Source organism: Halomonas sp. ALS9, from assembly GCF_001651035.1.
Lineage (GTDB): Bacteria > Pseudomonadota > Gammaproteobacteria > Pseudomonadales > Halomonadaceae > Vreelandella.
The window spans coordinates 1-16,814 of sequence record NZ_LXRG01000183.1 but is presented as its reverse complement, the minus strand read 5'-3'; the positions used below and the strand labels follow the sequence as shown (position 1 = coordinate 16,814).

The 16,814-nt window shown below is 57.7% G+C and carries 16 protein-coding genes; 4 read left to right on the top strand and 12 right to left on the bottom strand.

Features of this window, described 5'->3' with window-relative positions:
- Window positions 1-18: 18 nt before the first annotated feature.
- The 5 genes from A6R74_RS13040 to dksA all read right to left on the bottom strand — a co-directional run bounded on the left by A6R74_RS13040 (window position 19) and on the right by dksA (window position 5,949).
- Complete coding sequence (locus A6R74_RS13040) at window positions 19-1,407, bottom strand: sigma-54-dependent transcriptional regulator (RefSeq protein WP_064234902.1); 1,389 nt, start codon at window positions 1,405-1,407, stop codon at window positions 19-21.
- On the bottom strand, window positions 1,385-4,333 hold the full coding sequence (locus A6R74_RS13035; protein WP_064235092.1) for an ATP-binding protein: 2,949 nt from the start codon (window positions 4,331-4,333) through the stop codon (window positions 1,385-1,387). Before A6R74_RS13035 ends, A6R74_RS13040 begins: the two co-directional genes overlap by 23 nt.
- Window position 4,334: 1 nt before the next feature.
- Window positions 4,335-4,511, bottom strand: a complete 177-nt coding sequence (locus tag A6R74_RS22805; RefSeq protein WP_165603383.1) for a hypothetical protein — start codon at window positions 4,509-4,511, stop codon at window positions 4,335-4,337.
- A gap of 1 nt (window position 4,512) precedes the next feature.
- The gene (gluQRS, locus tag A6R74_RS13030; RefSeq protein ID WP_064234901.1) at window positions 4,513-5,424 is read right to left on the bottom strand and encodes a tRNA glutamyl-Q(34) synthetase GluQRS; all 912 of its coding nucleotides are present in this window, start codon (window positions 5,422-5,424) and stop codon (window positions 4,513-4,515) included.
- A gap of 87 nt (window positions 5,425-5,511) precedes the next feature.
- Window positions 5,512-5,949, bottom strand: coding sequence for an RNA polymerase-binding protein DksA (gene dksA, locus A6R74_RS13025; RefSeq protein ID WP_007111809.1), 438 nt, complete (start codon window positions 5,947-5,949; stop codon window positions 5,512-5,514).
- Between the two features lie 231 nt (window positions 5,950-6,180).
- On the opposite strand from dksA, the gene A6R74_RS13020 reads away from it, so the two are divergent.
- Together A6R74_RS13020 and sfsA are read left to right on the top strand one after the other, a co-directional pair.
- Entirely contained in the window at window positions 6,181-7,341 is a 1,161-nt protein-coding gene (locus tag A6R74_RS13020) for an aminotransferase class I/II-fold pyridoxal phosphate-dependent enzyme (RefSeq protein ID WP_064234900.1), read from the top strand.
- Entirely contained in the window at window positions 7,341-8,084 is a 744-nt protein-coding gene (sfsA, locus tag A6R74_RS13015; protein ID WP_064234899.1) for a DNA/RNA nuclease SfsA, read from the top strand. The genes A6R74_RS13020 and sfsA overlap by 1 nt, the downstream gene beginning before the upstream one ends.
- 7 nt (window positions 8,085-8,091) lie before the next feature.
- Here the strand turns inward: sfsA and A6R74_RS13010 are convergent, their stop codons facing one another.
- The 6 genes from A6R74_RS13010 to A6R74_RS12985 form a co-directional block, all read right to left on the bottom strand.
- Entirely contained in the window at window positions 8,092-8,553 is a 462-nt protein-coding gene (locus A6R74_RS13010; RefSeq protein ID WP_064234898.1) for a DUF4426 domain-containing protein, read from the bottom strand.
- 27 nt (window positions 8,554-8,580) lie between these two features.
- The gene (metW, locus tag A6R74_RS13005) at window positions 8,581-9,174 is read right to left on the bottom strand and encodes a methionine biosynthesis protein MetW (RefSeq protein ID WP_064235091.1); all 594 of its coding nucleotides are present in this window, start codon (window positions 9,172-9,174) and stop codon (window positions 8,581-8,583) included.
- Window positions 9,174-10,400 (bottom strand): homoserine O-succinyltransferase MetX, encoded by a 1,227-nt coding sequence (gene metX, locus A6R74_RS13000; RefSeq protein ID WP_064234897.1) that lies wholly within the window; start codon window positions 10,398-10,400, stop codon window positions 9,174-9,176. Before metX ends, metW begins: the two co-directional genes overlap by 1 nt.
- A gap of 86 nt (window positions 10,401-10,486) precedes the next feature.
- On the bottom strand, window positions 10,487-11,080 hold the full coding sequence (locus A6R74_RS12995; RefSeq protein ID WP_064234896.1) for a YggT family protein: 594 nt from the start codon (window positions 11,078-11,080) through the stop codon (window positions 10,487-10,489).
- Window positions 11,081-11,136: 56 nt separating this feature from the next.
- Window positions 11,137-11,961, bottom strand: a complete 825-nt coding sequence (proC, locus tag A6R74_RS12990) for a pyrroline-5-carboxylate reductase (protein WP_064234895.1) — start codon at window positions 11,959-11,961, stop codon at window positions 11,137-11,139.
- Between the two features lie 64 nt (window positions 11,962-12,025).
- Window positions 12,026-12,742, bottom strand: coding sequence for a YggS family pyridoxal phosphate-dependent enzyme (locus tag A6R74_RS12985; RefSeq protein WP_064234894.1), 717 nt, complete (start codon window positions 12,740-12,742; stop codon window positions 12,026-12,028).
- A gap of 32 nt (window positions 12,743-12,774) precedes the next feature.
- Here A6R74_RS12985 and A6R74_RS12980 point away from each other — a divergent pair, with 32 nt between their 5' ends.
- Window positions 12,775-13,809 carry a type IV pilus twitching motility protein PilT gene (locus tag A6R74_RS12980; RefSeq protein WP_064234893.1) on the top strand — a complete coding sequence of 345 codons (1,035 nt, stop codon included), beginning with the start codon at window positions 12,775-12,777 and terminating at the stop codon, window positions 13,807-13,809.
- 46 nt (window positions 13,810-13,855) lie between these two features.
- On the opposite strand, the gene A6R74_RS12975 is transcribed toward A6R74_RS12980, so the two are convergent.
- Entirely contained in the window at window positions 13,856-14,995 is a 1,140-nt protein-coding gene (locus tag A6R74_RS12975; protein ID WP_064234892.1) for an anhydro-N-acetylmuramic acid kinase, read from the bottom strand.
- A 152-nt stretch (window positions 14,996-15,147) separates the two neighbouring features.
- Between A6R74_RS12975 and tyrS the strand changes: the two genes are divergently transcribed.
- Complete coding sequence (gene tyrS, locus A6R74_RS12970) at window positions 15,148-16,347, top strand: tyrosine--tRNA ligase (protein ID WP_064234891.1); 1,200 nt, start codon at window positions 15,148-15,150, stop codon at window positions 16,345-16,347.
- Window positions 16,348-16,814 lie beyond the last annotated feature (467 nt).

Here is a 16,814-nt window from a genome sequence, read left to right as displayed (position 1 = left end):
CCGGGCGCGCCCAGGCGCTTAGCCTGGGCGCCGGGCAGTCTTTTTGCGTGGTATGCCAAGTCGTTGGCGGCGTTCCCACAGATTTTTACGGCTAATACCCAATTTTTGAGCCAGTTCGGTTTCACTCATTTGATCTTGGTGCTCAAGCACAAAATGTTGAAAGTAGTCCTCTAAGGAAAGGTCGTCTTCATTGTCTTCAGCGGCATTATCCGCACTGCCAGAGGTGGCGGGAGTGTTCGCTGAGGGTGCATGAGGACGAGCGGTAATGGGTGCTAGACCTAAATCGTCCGGGTGGATGAGATGTCCTTCGGCAAGGATGACCCCGCGTTCCAACGCATTCTCCAACTCGCGCACGTTGCCTGGCCAAGGGTAGTCGCGCAAATCTTGACGGGCAGCACGTGATAAACGTAGACCGGGTCGTTCATGACGCTTACATGCTTTATCGAGCAGAATATCGGCGATCTCAAGCACGTCATCCTCGCGCTCGCGCAAAGGCGGCAGCTCGATCTGCATCACGTTCAGGCGATAGTAGAGATCAAGGCGGAACTCGCCGGTTTTTGACAGCGCACGCAGATCGCGATGGGTGGCTGCAATCAGCCTGACATTCACGTGGCGGGTTTCCACTGAACCAATTTTACGGATTTCGCCCTCTTGGAGCACACGTAGCAGCCGTGCTTGGGCGTCCAACGGCAGTTCGCCAATTTCATCCAAAAACAGCGTCCCGCCGTCGGCAGCTTCAACTAACCCGGTGCGCGCGGCGCTGGCGCCGGTAAAAGCGCCTTTCTCATGGCCAAACAGTTCGGATTCGATCAGTGTTTCAGGAATCGCTGCGCAGTTGACACAGATCAGCGGTGCCTTGGCGCGCTTGCTCTGCTGGTGAATAGCGCGTGCCACCAGCTCCTTACCGGTGCCCGACTCGCCAAGTACCAGCACGGTGACATCGGCGGGGGCGGTTTTACTAATACGGGTGTAGACCTGCTGCATGGCAACGCAGTTGCCGATCATGGTCTGGCGGCCACCGCCTGCGTCGGTGATATCCGGCGGTGGGATCTGCTGCATTGACTGCTTGTGCAGAATTCGCTCAACGGTTTCCAACAGCTCGGCGTGGTCGAAGGGTTTGGCAACATAGTCCACGGCGCCCTGTTTGAGCGACTCCACGGCAGAGCGCATGCTGGCGTAGCTGGTCATGATCAGCACCGGCACGGGGCTTGAAGCCGCGATCAGCATGGTGCCTGGCTCACCCGGCAGGCGCAGGTCGCTGATGATGAGGTCGAACCCTTTGAGTTCAAGCTGGCTGGCCTCCTCAGCGCTGCCTGCTTCACTGACCGCATAGTCGTGGCGTTCCAGCAGGCGCTTTAACGCGCTGCGAATAATCGCTTCATCTTCAACAATCAGAATCCTGGGCATAGGCTGGCTGATCATCCTGTTGGTAAAGCGGCAGCCATAAGGTAATGGCTGTGCCGCGAGGCTGTCCGGGCGGTGGCGAGGCCACCTCTATTTTACCTTGGTGCTCATTGATAATCTGATAAGCCAGTGAAAGGCCCAGGCCAGTGCCTTCGCCTGCTGGCTTAGTGGTGGTAAAGGGCTCAAACAGGTGGTCGCGTACCCGTGGATCGATACCCTGACCATTATCGGTTATCCGCCACCAAGCGAGCTGCTGGTGGCACCCAGCGGTTATATGAACTTCTCCCCCCTGATCGCAGGCATCCCGGGCGTTACTCAGCAGGTTGACCATCACTTGGGTTAACCGTTGAGCATCGCCACGCACGACCAAGTCATCGGGCGTCTCATTGGTTAAGGTGACATCCTCTCCCGAGCGGGCGAGGTGGATCAAGTGCAGTGCATCTTCACTAATCGATGCAAGCGCCACGGGCGAGGCCGGTAGCGGCACCGTTTGTCGGCCTCCGTGGGCAAAGCCGACCAATGAATTGACGATTTTAGTCACCCGCTGGGTCAACTGCTGGATCTGATCGGCGGTTTCCAGCAGCACAGGGTCGTTGGTGTCGTAACGAAGATTTTGTGCCAGCGATGAGATGCCAGTAATTGGATTGCCAATTTCATGAGCAACACCAGCGGCCAACTGGCCGATGGAGGCGAGACGCGCCGCATGCACCAGTTCGTCTTCCAGCCACTTCATTTCGGTATGGTCTTCAATCAGAATCACGCTGCCGCCACGGCTGTCGTGGCCGCTGAGAATCGCTTTGTGCAGGGTCAGAAAGTAATCCTTGCCATGCAGCGTCACTGCTTGTTTATAGAGCGGGCCTGGCGTCGCGTCTAACACGCTGCCCAGCAGGCTAGGCCAGGGAGCTGGCAGGCTATCGCGGCGTGAGCCGATCACGCTTTCACCGCTAATCCCCGAGAGCTGCGAGAGCGCCTGATTCCACATCAGCAATTCATCGTCATCGCCTAGCACGCATAGGCCCACGGGCAAATAGGCCAGGGTTTGGCGGTGGTGGCGGCGCAAGCCGTCGAGTTCCCGGGCTAGTCCCGTTAACCGCGAACGGTAGGCTTCCAGGCGACTTTCAACAAAGTGAATATCGTCGGTTTCCGGGGCGTCGTCGTGGCGGTAAGGTAGGTAGCGATCCACGATATCCCGTGCTACCGAAGGCCCCATTAAACCCGAGAGATTGGCTTGAATGCGGTCGCGCAGGCGGCGCAATGCGTAGGGGCGGCGCTCCTGGGGCGTTAAGTTGAGCGCCTTTAAGGCGCGGGCGACTTCACGCTGAGCAGCTTCATCGCCCAGCGCTTGGGCTAAATGGTTAGAAAAATCACTCGCCGTCGCGGCTTCCAGTGGAAAACGCTTCGAGCGGATCACCGCATCTACCGAACACGCTTCCGCGGCGGACTGCTCTCCTTCAGAAATTCGCGTGAACAGCGATATCACAATCAGCAGCAGGATATTGACCGCTAACGAAAGCAGCGTGACGTTATACCAAACCGGCGCATTGGCGGGCATAAACGGGGTAAAGGGTAGCGTCGGTACGGGGAGCGACAGCATCAGCGGTAGCCATAGACCCCACAGCCATACGCCGACGCCTGCGATCAGGCCAATAATCATGCCTTTACGGTTAGCGCCGGGCCAGTAGAGTAGCGCCAGCAGACCGGGCAGACATTGGGCCATGCCGACAAACGCGGCAAGCCCTAGGCCGATCAAGCCGTGGTGGCGCCCTACCCACTGGTAAAATAACCAGCCACCGATAATCACCGCAACGACTAAGCCACGGCGTAGCCATAGCAGCCAGCCGTAGAGGTCACTGCGCGCCTCGGGGGGCCTCGCTACCAGTACAATATGGTTCAACACCATGCCGGAAAGGGCTAGCGCAATCATAATCATGGTGCCGCTGGCGGCGGCCAATCCGCCGATAAACGCCAGCGCCCCCACCCACCAGTGCTCGGTCATCAGGTAGGCGGCATAAGCGGCGATGGGGATGTCGGGATTAACCGACTGAGCGGCCCACCAGATCAGCGGCACCGGCAGCGCCATTAAGAGTAGAAACAGCGGCAGTGCCCAACTGGCTTGTAGCAGGGTATGCCGTGACAGGCTTTCGGCAAAGCTAATATGGAAGAGGTGCGGCATCATAAAGGCTGCAGCAAAAAACAGTAGCAGCAGGGTTCGCCACTGCGCTGGGTCAAGCTTGGGTGTTTGCTGCTGGAGGATAGCGCCGGGGCCTTCTAGCCACAGCTGTAGATCGCCAGGGCCGTCAAACACCATCCATAGAGCTACAGCACCCAGCCCCAGCATGGCCAATAGCTTAACGATGGATTCAAATGCGATAGCACTCAGCAGGGTGTCGTGGCGGCCATGAGCCTGACTGTGGCGGGCGCCGAAAATCACTGCAAAGGCGGCAATAACGGCACAAAAGAGCAGCGCAATGCTGCCTCCCGCTTGGCTGACGGTGAGTATGTCGATAGCTTCGCTGAGGGTTTGGACTTGAATGCCGAGCAGTGGCAGCACCGCCAGTAGACTAACCATGGTGACTAGCGTACCCGCCCACCGCGAGCGAAAGCGAAAGGCAAATAGATCCGCAAGCGAAGTTAACTGATAGGTGCGGGTAATGCGTTGGATCGGCACCAGCAGAACCGGGGCGAGCAAGAACGCCCCCGCTGCGCCCAGGTAGTAAGCCAGGTAGCCAAACCCGGCGTGGGCAGCCATTTCCACGCTGCCGTAAATCGCCCAGGCGCTGGCGTAAACGCCCAGTGCAAGGGTGTAAACAATCGGGTGGCGGGTAATGTGCACCGGTACCCAGCCGCGCTCTACCGCAAAACCACAGCCAAACAGTAGCGCCAAGTAGCCTAGTCCCAGCAGCAGGACGCCGACTATCTCAACGGACATCTCAACGTTCATCAAGCTTCCTCTTCTGCTCTAACCAGAGGGTTAGCGCAATCAAGCCACCCCAAATCGCAAACGGCCGATACCAGGCGGCGTCAGGATCGCTCCAGCCATTCATCAGCAGCGGAGAGAGCAGGTAACCGCCAAACACCAAAAACAGCATGATGCGATAGACGTACATATCAATCTCCTGGTGGATGTAAGAGGGGTGTTAACCGGTGTGGTGTTGGGCTTAGCCGTGCCAGTGACCAGTTCGCTAATGCCCAGTGTAGCTGAGTCGCCGGTGGCTCTGTTGCAAGGTCTTGGGGGGGCGATTGATCTAGTGCTTCCAAGGCCTGATAGAGCTGCTGGCGTACACCGTGGTCATCTTCCGCCAGGGCGGGGGCGAGGTTCTGCTTCGAGAGTTTCTGGCCTTCAGCGGTAACGATGAGCGGCAAGTGCAGGTAACGCGGCTGCGGTAGCTGAAGCGCACCCTGCAGTTGGCGCTGCCAAGGGGTGTTATCGAGCAAATCGAGCCCACGTACCACATCGGTAATCTGTTGCTCGGCGTCATCCACTACCACGGCGAGCTGATACGCCCAGAGGTCATCTTTGCGCTTTAATACCACATCGCCCAGTTCAGCGGGGTCAAACTGCTGCGCGCCGAATAGCCGGTCTTGCCAGCGGATAGGGCGTTCTCCACGGTCGCTGCGCAGCCGCCAGGCCAGCGGTTTATTCGCATCGCAAACGTCATCGCGGCACCAGCCGGGGTAGATATCAAACGCCTGCCACTGCTTACGGGAACAGCTGCACGGGTAAGCAAGGCCTAGCTGAATAAGCTGGTCTAAGGCGTGCTGGTAAGCATCGCCGCGGGTGTGCTGCCACATAACCGCTTCGTCCCACTCCAGGCCGAAGGTTTCCAGTTGGTGCAGGATAGTACTCGCCGCCCCTTCAGGGCAGCGGGGTGGGTCGATATCTTCAATGCGTACCAGCCACTGCCCATCGGCCGCGCGGGCATCTAAATAGCTGCCGAGTGCGGCAACCAGCGAGCCAAAGTGCAGCGGGCCTGAGGGCGTAGGGGCAAAGCGACCACGGTAGTGAGCAGGTTCATTCATAGGGGCATCGGGCAAGTAAGTGCCTATTCGTTAACAAAAACGGGCACCCTAAGGTGCCCGCGTTCCATTAGAACGTGCGTTTAGCGCTCAGCCGCCCAGCTGTTTCTCTTTGAGTTCCGCCAGGGTTTTGCAATCCACGCAGAGGGTGGCGGTGGGGCGAGCTTCTAAACGCCGGATGCCGATTTCAACGCCGCAGGCTTCGCAGAAGCCGTAATCGTCGTCGTCAATGTTATCCAACGTCTCGTTAATTTTCTTGAGCAGCTTACGCTCACGATCCCGGGTGCGCAGTTCCAGGCTAAAGCCCTCTTCCTGGGTAGCACGATCGGCGGGGTCGGCGTAGTTGTTCGCATCTTCCTGCAGGTGGCGTACGGTACGATCCACCTCTTCCATGAGATCCTGTTTCCAATCCAACAGCAGCTGCCGGAAGTGCGCTAACTGCTGCTCGTTCATATACTCTTCACCCGGCGCTGGCTCATACGGGGTGAAGGACTTGGACGCTTCCGGTTTCTTTTCTGCTACTGGCATGGGACTGCCCCTTACATATGTGACTACTGATCGACCATGAGCAACTGTCACGATCTCACGCCAAAGGGATGCTTGTTTAGCTGAAAATTGGCTGGGTTGCAAGCATAATGGTGCCTTTTCGATGATGGTCTTGCCTCGAATATGACTAGGGCCATGTTTTAGTTAACTTTTAATCATTTCCCAGTTTTACTGATAGCTCAGTTTCAATAATGACTAGATACAGGAGCCGTTATGGCCTGGAATTCGCGTGTCGACCACGTTGCCCCTTTTCGGGTCATGCATTTGCTGGAAATGGCCCAGGCGCGGGAAGCCGCCGGCCACGATGTGATTCATCTGGAAGTGGGCGAGCCGGATTTTGCCACCCCGGCGCCGGTTATCGCGGCCGGGCAACAGGCGCTTACTCAAGGCCATACCCGCTACACGCCCGCGGCTGGCTTGCCTGCACTGCGCGAGGCGATTGCCGGGCATTACGCGGAGCACTTTAACGCCACGGTGGATCCGGCGCGTATTTTAGTAACGCCAGGGGCCTCGGGGGCGCTGCTGCTGGCCAGTCAGCTGTTAGTCGCCAGCGGCTCGCGGGTGCTGATGGCTGACCCGAACTATCCCTGCAACCGTCACTTTATGGCCCTGGCGGGCGCTGAGATTGATGCGATCTCTGTGGGGCGTGAGAGCGGCTGGCAGCTGGATGCTGACCTGGTGGCTAAGTATTGGCGCGAGGATACCAGCCTTGCCATGCTGGCATCGCCCTCTAATCCTACCGGCCACACTTTGAGCGTTGATCAGCTCTCTGCCGTGTTAGCCGCAGTTGCCGAGCGTGAAGGCGAGGTGATCGTTGATGAGATCTATCAGGGCCTCAACTACGACGATGCGCCGCTATCGGCAACCTCGCTCTCAGCCAACGCTTTTGTGGTCAACAGCTTCTCAAAGTATTTTGGTATGACCGGCTGGCGCTTGGGCTGGCTGGTGGCGCCTGAGCATGCGGTGGAGCCGTTAACGCGACTGGCGCAGAATATGTTCCTTGCCGCGCCGACGCCTTCACAGCATGCGGCATTGGCGGCGTTCACGCCTGAATGCTGGGCAATTCTTGAACAGCGCCGCGAAACGCTCAAAGAGCGCCGTCAGGTGCTGTTGGAAGGCTTGGCGAGCCTAGGGCTGGCGCCGGATCTGCCGCCCCAGGGGGCGTTCTATCTGTGGCTGGATATCTCCCGCTACAGCCACAATAGCCAGGCCTTCTGTGAACGCCTGTTGCAGGAAGAGAACGTGGCGATTACCCCCGGTATCGATTTCGCCGTGCGCGGGGGCGAGCACCATGTGCGTATTGCCTTCACCAATGAGGTGGCGCGTCTGGAAGAGGCGGTGGCGCGGATTGCCCGCTTTGTGGGCAGGCTTTGATGCTGGGCGGCTATCCCGAGCTTGTGCCGGGCACGCTACTCAAACGCTACAAGCGCTTTCTGGCCGATGTGCGCTTGGACGATGGGCGCGAGGTGGTCGCCCATTGCCCCAATACCGGTTCGATGAAAGCGGTGAATGTACCAGGCTGCCGAGTGTGGCTGTCTCCCAGCGATAACCCCAAGCGTAAGCTTGCCTGGACGTGGGAGTTTATCGAGCTGCCGCAGGCGGATGGGCCGGTGGCGCTTGCCTCGGTGCATACCGGCCGCGCGAATCGCATTGTGGAGGCAGCGCTGGAGGCGGGAGCGTTGGCACCCTTGGCAGGCTACGCCACGCTGCGCCGGGAGGTGAAAGTCGCCGATGCCCGGCTCGATTTTAGGCTGGACGATCCAGAGCAGGGGCGGGTGTATATCGAGGTGAAGCAGGTCACCCTCAAAGAGCAGGATGGCCACGGCTACTTCCCCGATTCGGTCAGCGTGCGTGGCACCAAGCACTTGCGTTCACTTCAGGCGCTGGCGGAGCAGGGCGAGCGAGCGGTGCTGCTGTTTTGTGTCGCCCACGAGGGCATTGCTGACGTGGCCGCCGCTGCGCATATTGACGCGACGTACGCAGCGGCTCTGGGGGAAGCTGCGGCCAGCGGTGTGGAAGTGCTGGCCTACGGTATTGAGGTGGTGCGGGAGCAGGGGCGCCCCATTGGCGTACGGTTAAACCGCAGTCTGCCGGTGCGGCACGCGAGTTTTATATAAATAGTGCCTAGCGATCAATATAAAAACGCTGAATAAAGTTGACCGTTTCGGGAGCCGCGTTGCGGTCGTAGCGAACACTTAGCTCAAAGCGCATGCCTTCATCTTCGCGCATGGTAAAAGGCGCTAGGTGGTAGGTGGCATCGCCGTCATGCACAGTGCGAAAGCTGAGCGACTCTTGAACGCCGGTTAAGCCGCTAACGTGGCCTTGCACGCTGGCGTTAACCGGACGGGTGCTGCCATCGTCCTGGCGCTCGCGAACACTCACATTGACCAAGCCGCGGGTAGCGCTGCGTTGAAGATTGTTCGCTTGAGCCACCTCCGGGGTTAAAAAGCTGCTGTTCACTGCGCTGTAGTGAATCTCGTAATCACCCACGCTGACAAACTGCTCCGCATAGGCAGCCGTCGTGGCGAAAGTAGTGGCGAAGAGCATGCCGATAAGGGCGGCACTCATCATTAGGCGGCGTAGCATGGTCGTACCTCCTGATTAGCGTAAAGCTTAGCGGCGGCGAACGCGGAAAATGGCAATCTCACCAAACAGATTGGGCCATAGCCGCGATTTCCAGTGACCTTGATGATCCCCCACGCCTACCGCGCGATCAACAATCATCAAGCCCTTCTCACGGCATAGGTGCTCAAAGTCGTTGAACGTCGAGAGGTGGATGTTGGGGGTGTCGTACCAGGCATGGGGCAGAGATTTGGAGACCGGCATATAGCCGCGCAGACCCAAATGCACGCGGTGACGCCAGTAGGCGAAGTTGGGGAAGGTGATGATGCCCTCTTCGGCGACGCGCAGCATTTCATCAAGCATTTTGTCCGGGCGGCGAAGCGCCTGTAGCGCCTGGGTCATGATCACCTGATCGTAGCTGTTATCGCAGAAGCTGCTTAAACCGTCATCCAGGTTGTGCTCAATCACGTTGACGCCACGGGCGACGCAGGCATTGATCCCTTCATGGTCGATTTCCAAGCCGTAGCCAGTCACACCTTTATTGCGTGCCAGCGTCTCCAGCAGTTCGCCGTCGCCGCAGGCGAGGTCGAGTACGTGCGCGCCTTCGGGCACCCAGTCGTAAATCAGCTCAAGATCGGCGCGCATCATAGCGATTCCTCCGTGCTCGGTTCGTCTTTATCTGCGCCATCTCCACCCGCTTCGGTGAGGTTAAGCTCACGGGCGGCGCGGTTCATAAAGGCGCTGAAGATAGCGTCGTAGCGCGGTTCAGAAAGTAAGAAAGCATCGTGCCCATGGGGCGAGTCAATGTTGGCGTAGCTAACCGCTTTACCCGCGCGGGTGAGCGCATCGACCAGCTCGCGGGAACGCGAGGGGGGGAAGCGCCAGTCGGTGGTGAAGCTGACAATCAAAAACGGGCACTGCGCTGGGGCTAGGGCGTTGGCAAGATCGCCACCTTGGGTGGCGGAAGGGTCAAAGTAGTCCAGCGCCTTGGTCATCAACAGATAGGTATTGGCGTCAAAGGCAGTGGAAAAAGTGTCGCCCTGATAGCGCAAATAGGACTCGACCTGGAACTCAACGTCGAAGCCGAAGTTAAGGTCGTCGCTGCGCAGATCGCGGCCAAATTTGCTGCCCATAGCGTCTTCTGACAGGTAGGTGATATGCCCCACCATGCGCGCAAGCTTAAGCCCGCGCTTGGGCACGGTGTCGTGCTCGGCGTACCTGCCGTCGAAGAACTCTGGGTCAGAGCGAATCGCCTGGCGGGCTACTTCATTAAAGGCGATATTTTGCGCCGAGAGCCGGGGCGTGGCGGCAATCACTACCGCGTTGGCGACCCGCTCTGGGTAAGTCATCGTCCACTGCATTACCTGCATGCCGCCTAGACTGCCGCCTACAGCCGCGGCCCAGCGCTCAATCCCTAAGTGGTCGGCAAGGCGTGCTTGACTTGCCACCCAGTCGCTTACCGTGACCATGGGAAACTCGGGCCCCCACTGGCGGCCGGTGTCAGGGTTGTGGCTGACTGGCCCGGTGCTGCCGTGGCAGCCACCCAGGTTGTTCAGCGAAACCACAAAAAAGCGATTAGTGTCGATCGCTTTGCCGGGGCCGATATGGGCATCCCACCAGCCAGGCTTACGATCTTCTTCGCTGTGGTAGCCTGCCGCGTGGTGATGGCCGGAAAGCGCGTGGCAAATTAGCACTGCGTTGCTGCGCTCAGCGTTCAGCGTGCCGTAGGTTTCGTAAATCAGCTCGTAGGCAGGTAGCACTTTGCCGCAGGCAAGGGCGAGCGGCGTGTCGAAGCGGGCTACGTGCGGGGTAACCAAGCCGACGGAGCCCGCCGGCCGGTCTGCAAACGCAAGCGTATCTGAATCAGGCATTGAAGGCGCTAGTCCTGCTAAAAAGTGCAACTAAATGAATCAATATGAAGACATCAATTCAACAAAGAGCTGGCAGACAGTCGGCATTACAGACCGACCAGCGCGCCGGAGATGCCCGCTGCGCGGATCAGCGCGCCGACCACCAAGCCATCGACCAGATTAATGGCGATAAATACCACGATAGGCGAGAGATCAATCATGCCCAGGGGTGGAATCACCTTACGCACGGGGGCCATAATTGGCTCCACCAACTGCATCACCAGCAATGCACCTGGATGGCTGGCGTTGGGTGCTACCCAGCTTAAGATGATCATCACAATCATGGCGAAGAAGTAGATTTTTAAAATCGCATTCGCCAACGCCGCTACCCCCGCGATGAGCAGGCCAGGAATGGGTGGCATGCCAACGCCAATCACCATAAAGATGGCGATGATGCTGACCACTTTCAATACAAAGCCTGCCGCCAGCGTGGCAAGGTCGAAGCGGCCCGCAACGGGGCCTAAAAAGCTTTGAAACAAGCCCACCAACGGTTGAGTAATCTTCACCACCGATTGGCTTAACGGGTTGTAGTAATCCGCCCGCGAGGCCTGCAGCAGGAAGCGCAGCATAAGTAAAAACAGATAAATATTGATCAGGGTGTTGACCAGCATTAACCCTGCACTGCCCAATTCATTGCCCATTATTATGTCTCCTTGATGATTCGTAGCTTAACGGCTGCGCTAGCTGAATGGCTGTATTATTTGCCGCTTAGTTCCTTGGCCATTGCCTGGGCGCGATCAGCGCAGGCCTGCATGGCGTCGGCAATCGTGGTGCGCAATTGTGCCTCTTCCATGTGGTGAATGGCACGTTCTGTGGTGCCACCCGGTGACATGACGTTCTGTTTTAGCGTGGCCGGGTCTTTCTCACTTTGTTGCGCCATGGTGGCGGCGCCCAGCGCGGTTTGAATCGCCAGACGACGAGCAGTGGCGGCAGGTAGGCCGAGCTTAACTGCCGCTTCTTCCATGGCCTCAAACATTAAAAAGAAGTAGGCCGGGGCACTGCCGGAAACGGCGGTCACTGCATCTAACAGGGCTTCCTCTTCCACCCATTCGACAATGCCGACCGCTTCCATCAACTGGGTGGCCACGTCGCGCTGGGCGTCGCTAACCTTGGCATTGGCGTAGAGGCCGCTGGCGCCGTAACCGACCAGCGAAGGCGTATTAGGCATGCAGCGCACCATGGCGTTTTGACCACCTAGCCACTGGTCGATAGTGTCAGCATCCAGACCTGCCGCAATCGAAATCACCAGCGGCTGCTGGCGCTGAACGCTGTCGCGCAGGGCTTCGCATACGCTGCGCATAATTTGCGGCTTCACCGCGAGCACCACCACGTCGGCCTCAGCCACCGCCGCGTTGTTGTCGGTGTCGGTATTAATGCCTAAGCGCTGTTTAATCGCTGCCAGTTCGCTGTCGTTTGGCGCGGTGGCGGTAATCGTCGAGGGTTCAACGCCGCTGCTGATCAGGCCGCCGATAATGGCGCTGGCCATATTGCCGGCCCCAATGAAAGTAATCTTGTTCGCCATGATAGGTGTCCCTTTAGTAAACGTTGGCTCAGTAATGTATGGGCTGCAGCATAGCGTTATTTGTCTATGCCGTCTGGCGGGCGCCGAAAATTGCGGTACCTAAGCGCACCAGCGTGGCGCCTTCGAGTATCGCCGCTTCCAAGTCGTCGCTCATGCCCATCGAGAGCGTATCAAGCGGCGCCTCGGGGAGGGCGTTTTGCAGCGCATTAAACGCCTCGCGCAGGGCGGCTAATGGCTGGCGCTGCGCCTCCACACCTTCTGCCGGGGCGGGTATCGCCATTAAACCGCGCAGGCGCAGGTTAGGCAGTGTGGCAACTTCCCTGGCCAATATCTCCAGCTCCTCGGGCGGCACACCCGCTTTGCTCTCTTCGCGGCTGATATTAACCTGCAGGCAGATATTCAGTGGGGCAAGGTGCGCTGGGCGCTGTTCGCTTAGCCGCTTGGCAATTTTTAGCCGATCAACGCTGTGCACCCAGTCAAAGTGTTCGGCCGCAGAGCGGGTTTTGTTGGACTGCAGCGGCCCGATGAAATGCCATACAATGCCATCAAGATTAGCGAGCTCAGTCTGCTTCTCCAGCGCTTCTTGCAGATAGTTTTCACCAAATTCACGCTGACCCAACTGCCAAGCCTGGCGAATCATCGCCGCGGGTTTGGTTTTGCTGACCGCCAGTAGCTGGGCTGCATCCTGGGCGCGCCCCGCGCTTTTTAATGCATTACGTAAGCGTTCACGCGCCTGATCGTATGAACGGGCGAGTGACTCGTTAAGCGCGATGTCTGTCATACTCAAGCACCTTACCGCAGCTGGGAAGAGAGATGGATATTACCGAACTGCTAGCATTCTCGGCAAAGCAGAATGCCTCTGACTTGCACCTTTCGGCAGGTTTGCCGCCCATGATACGTGTTGATGGCGATATTCGTCGGCTCAATGTGCCCGCTATCGATAATAACGATGTGCGCAAATTGATCTACGCCATCATGAATGATCGTCAGCGGCGCGACTACGAAGAGCGTCTGGAAATTGATTTTTCCTTTGAAGTGCCGGGGGTGGCGCGCTTTCGTGTCAACGCCTTTACCCAAACGCGCGGCGCGGGGGCGGTGTTTCGTACCATTCCCAGTCAGGTTCTTTCCATGCAAACGCTGGGTCTGGGTGAGGTGTTTGAGCGTCTGGCGATGTTGCCGCGGGGCCTGGTGCTGGTGACAGGGCCGACGGGTTCAGGCAAGAGCACCACGCTCGCGGCGATGATCGACTATATTAACGACCATCGATATGAGCACATTCTCACCATTGAAGATCCTGTTGAGTTTGTTCACGCGAGCAAGCGCTGCTTGATTAACCAGCGCGAAGTGCACCGCGACACCCATAGCTTTGCCGATGCACTGCGAAGCGCCCTGCGCGAAGACCCAGATGTGATTCTGGTTGGCGAGCTGCGTGACTTGGAGACCATTCGTCTAGCGCTGACCGCGGCTGAAACCGGTCATTTGGTGCTGGGAACGCTGCACACCACTTCAGCGGCGAAAACAGTGGATCGGATTATTGATGTGTTTCCCGGCGAAGAAAAAGCCATGGTGCGCTCAATGCTGTCGGAATCACTCCAGGCGGTGGTGTCGCAGACGCTGCTAAAGCGTGAGAGTGGTGGCCGGGTAGCGGCGCACGAAGTACTGATTGCGACCTCGGCGGTACGTAACTTGATTCGTGAGGACAAAGTGGCGCAGATGTACTCGGCCATTCAAACTGGCGGCAGTTTGGGTATGCAAACCCTCGATGCTGCGCTCACCCAGCTAGTCAAAGAGGGCACAGTGAGTTTAGAAGAGGCGCAGCTAAGTGCGAAGGGCACGCTGGCGCTTTAAGGATGAGTAATCCTTAACGCGCCATATACGGTAACAGGTTCTTCTTTTAGCTGGCATAAATGCCGCCCAGCACCCGCGGGCCCTGTGCGCCGGTGACCGAGGGCAGGTTGCCGGGCAGGTGATGCAGGCGCTGGTGAGCTAGCCAGGCGAAAGCCCCTGCCTCAATCCAATCTTCAGGCCAGCCGTGGGCCGCGGGCGAAGTGAACGTTGCGTAGGGAATGTGGCAGGCAAGGCGCTGCATTAAGTAGCTGTTGTGGGCGCCGCCGCCAGCGGTGATCAGCGTGAGGGGGCTGTCATTGATCTGCAGTTGTTCTACGCCTTGAGCAACACTGATGGCGGTGAGTTCGGCAAGCGTCGCCTGCACATCGGCAGCCGCTTCCTGGCCGCGGAGGTGTTGTCGTAGCCACTCTAGGTGGAATAACTCGCGCCCTGTGCTTCTTGGCGGCGGCTGCTGGAAAAAAGGCTCTGATAACAACCGAGCTAACAGCCCGTCATCTATCTTTCCGCTAGCGGCCCAATCGCCATCCTGGTCAAAGCGGCCGCCCTGGTGCAAGGCAAACCAGCTATCCAATAAAACATTCGCGGGCCCGGTATCAAAACCAATCACTGGGTCGCTTGATTGGCTCGAAAGCCAGGTCAGATTGGCAAAGCCACCCAAATTAAGCACTAGTTGATGCGCGTCTGCTCGACCAAATAGCGCCTGATGGAACGCCGGTGCCAGCGGTGCAGCTTGGCCTCCCGCCGCTAGGTCGCGGCGACGGAAATCGGCCACCACCGTGCAGCCGGTAAGTTCTGCCAGCAAGCTAGGGTTATCCAACTGAAGGGTATAGGCCGGGCCGCCCTCGTGGCCTTTGGGGGCGTGCTCGATAGTCTGGCCATGACTGCCTATCGCGCTGACCTGCTCTATACCCACTGAGAGCGGCGCTAATAACTGGTGCACGGCTTGGGCTTGGCATTGGCAGAATGCGTGCTCCGCGGCTGCGAGCTGCGCAAAACTTACCTGCTCTGCATGGCACAGTTTAAACAGTAGGTGATGCAGCTCATCGGGCATCGGTTCGGCGTGGGTTGCTAATAGTCGCGGTGGTAAGTCATCTTCGATAGCGATAAGCGCCGCATCAATACCGTCCAGGCTAGTGCCGGACATCAAGCCAATATAATAAAGCGGCGAAGCGGTCGGTGATTTCATAAGCAAACTCGTACAAAGCGTGGCTAATATCCAGCCAGGGCTAAAACAAGGCTAAACCAAGGCTCAACCAGGGCGAACGAGCATGGTAACATCGTCGACTATTTATCACCTGAGCCCGGTATGGGCGGTTCTTATTATAGTGGAGAGAGGCAATGAGTGAGGTGGATCAGGCTTTAGCGCTGCTGTCGCGGGGTACGCATGAAATCCTGGTAGAGGATGAGTTAAAAAAGAAGCTTGCTTCAGGCCGCAAGCTGCGTATTAAAGCGGGTTTTGATCCCACGGCCCCCGACCTGCACTTGGGGCACAGCGTGTTGCTCACCAAAATGCGCCAGTTTCAGGACTTAGGGCATACGGTTATCTTTCTGATCGGTGACTTTACCGGTCGTATTGGCGACCCCACCGGTAAAAACGTAACGCGTAAGCCGCTCACTGAAGAGGATGTTAAAGCCAACGCCGAAACCTATAAGGAACAGGTGTTTAAAATCCTCGACCCTGAAAAAACCGAGGTGCGCTTTAACGCCGAATGGTTTGGCGAGCTCTCCGCCGCCAAAATGATTGAGCTGGCCGCCCAAAGTACCGTCGCACGCATGCTGGAACGGGACGACTTTGAAAAGCGCTACAAAGCCAATCAGTCCATTGCCATCCACGAATTTCTCTACCCGCTGGTCCAGGGCTACGACTCGGTAGCGCTTGAAGCAGATGTGGAGCTGGGCGGCACCGACCAGAAGTTCAACCTGCTAATGGGGCGCGAAATCCAAAAGCACTTCGGCCAAGAGCCCCAGGTGGTCATAACCATGCCGCTGCTGGAAGGATTAGACGGCGTGCAGAAGATGTCGAAGTCCTTGGGTAACTACATTGGTGTCGATGAAGCACCGGGTTCCATGTTCAACAAGCTGGTCTCCATGCCGGATAGCTTAATGTGGCGCTACTTTGAGCTGCTCTCTTTGAAATCGAACGAAGAGATCGAAGCGCTCAAGCAAAGCGTTGAGCAGGGCGCCAACCCGCGCGACGTCAAAATGGAGCTGGCGCGGGAACTTATCGCCCGCTACCACGGCGATGAAGCGGCGGCCAATGCGCACAAGTCAGCGGGTAACCAGCTGGCCGATGGCGAACTGCCGGAAGACCTGCCGGAAGTCACGGTCGATTTTGAAGGCAGTGAACAAGCACCCATTGCGGCCGTGCTCAATCGAGCTGAGCTTGCGAACAACAGCGCCCAGGCCAAAGATATGCTGGGTAATGGCCGGGTCAAAGTCGACGGCGACGTCGTTGCCAAAGACACCATGCTGGCGACAGGTAAGAGCTACGTTATCCAAGCGGGTAAGAAACGTTACGCCCGTGTGACACTTATTTGAATTTTCTGTCAAAAAGCTCTTGCCAACTCGGTAGCGAATCCGTAAAGTACGCATCCGCTGCCGGGGGCGCCAAGCGTTACCAGCGGTGCATAAGGTGTAAAAGCCTAGGTTTGTCAGGAGGTTAGAGTAGTCTGTATCGCTCGCTTCACTCGCTAAAGAAAACAGCGGTTGACAAACACCAGGAAATGCGTAGAATACGCCTTCCTCGCTGAGGCAAGCCAGTTCAACGGTTTGTAAGGTGGCTCAAGCAGTCATCGCAGCGAAACAGCTCTTTAACAATTTGATCAGGTAATTCATGTGGGCGCTTGCTGACGTTGGTGACAAATCACCAAATATCAAGGCAAGCGGTCATGACAATGTAAATTGAAATGAATTCGTTTGAACCTTGAGCCAAGTTTGGTTCGCTTCTGTCACTTTCGGGTGGCGGGTAAGAACCGCATAGATATTAAACTGAAGAGTTTGATCAT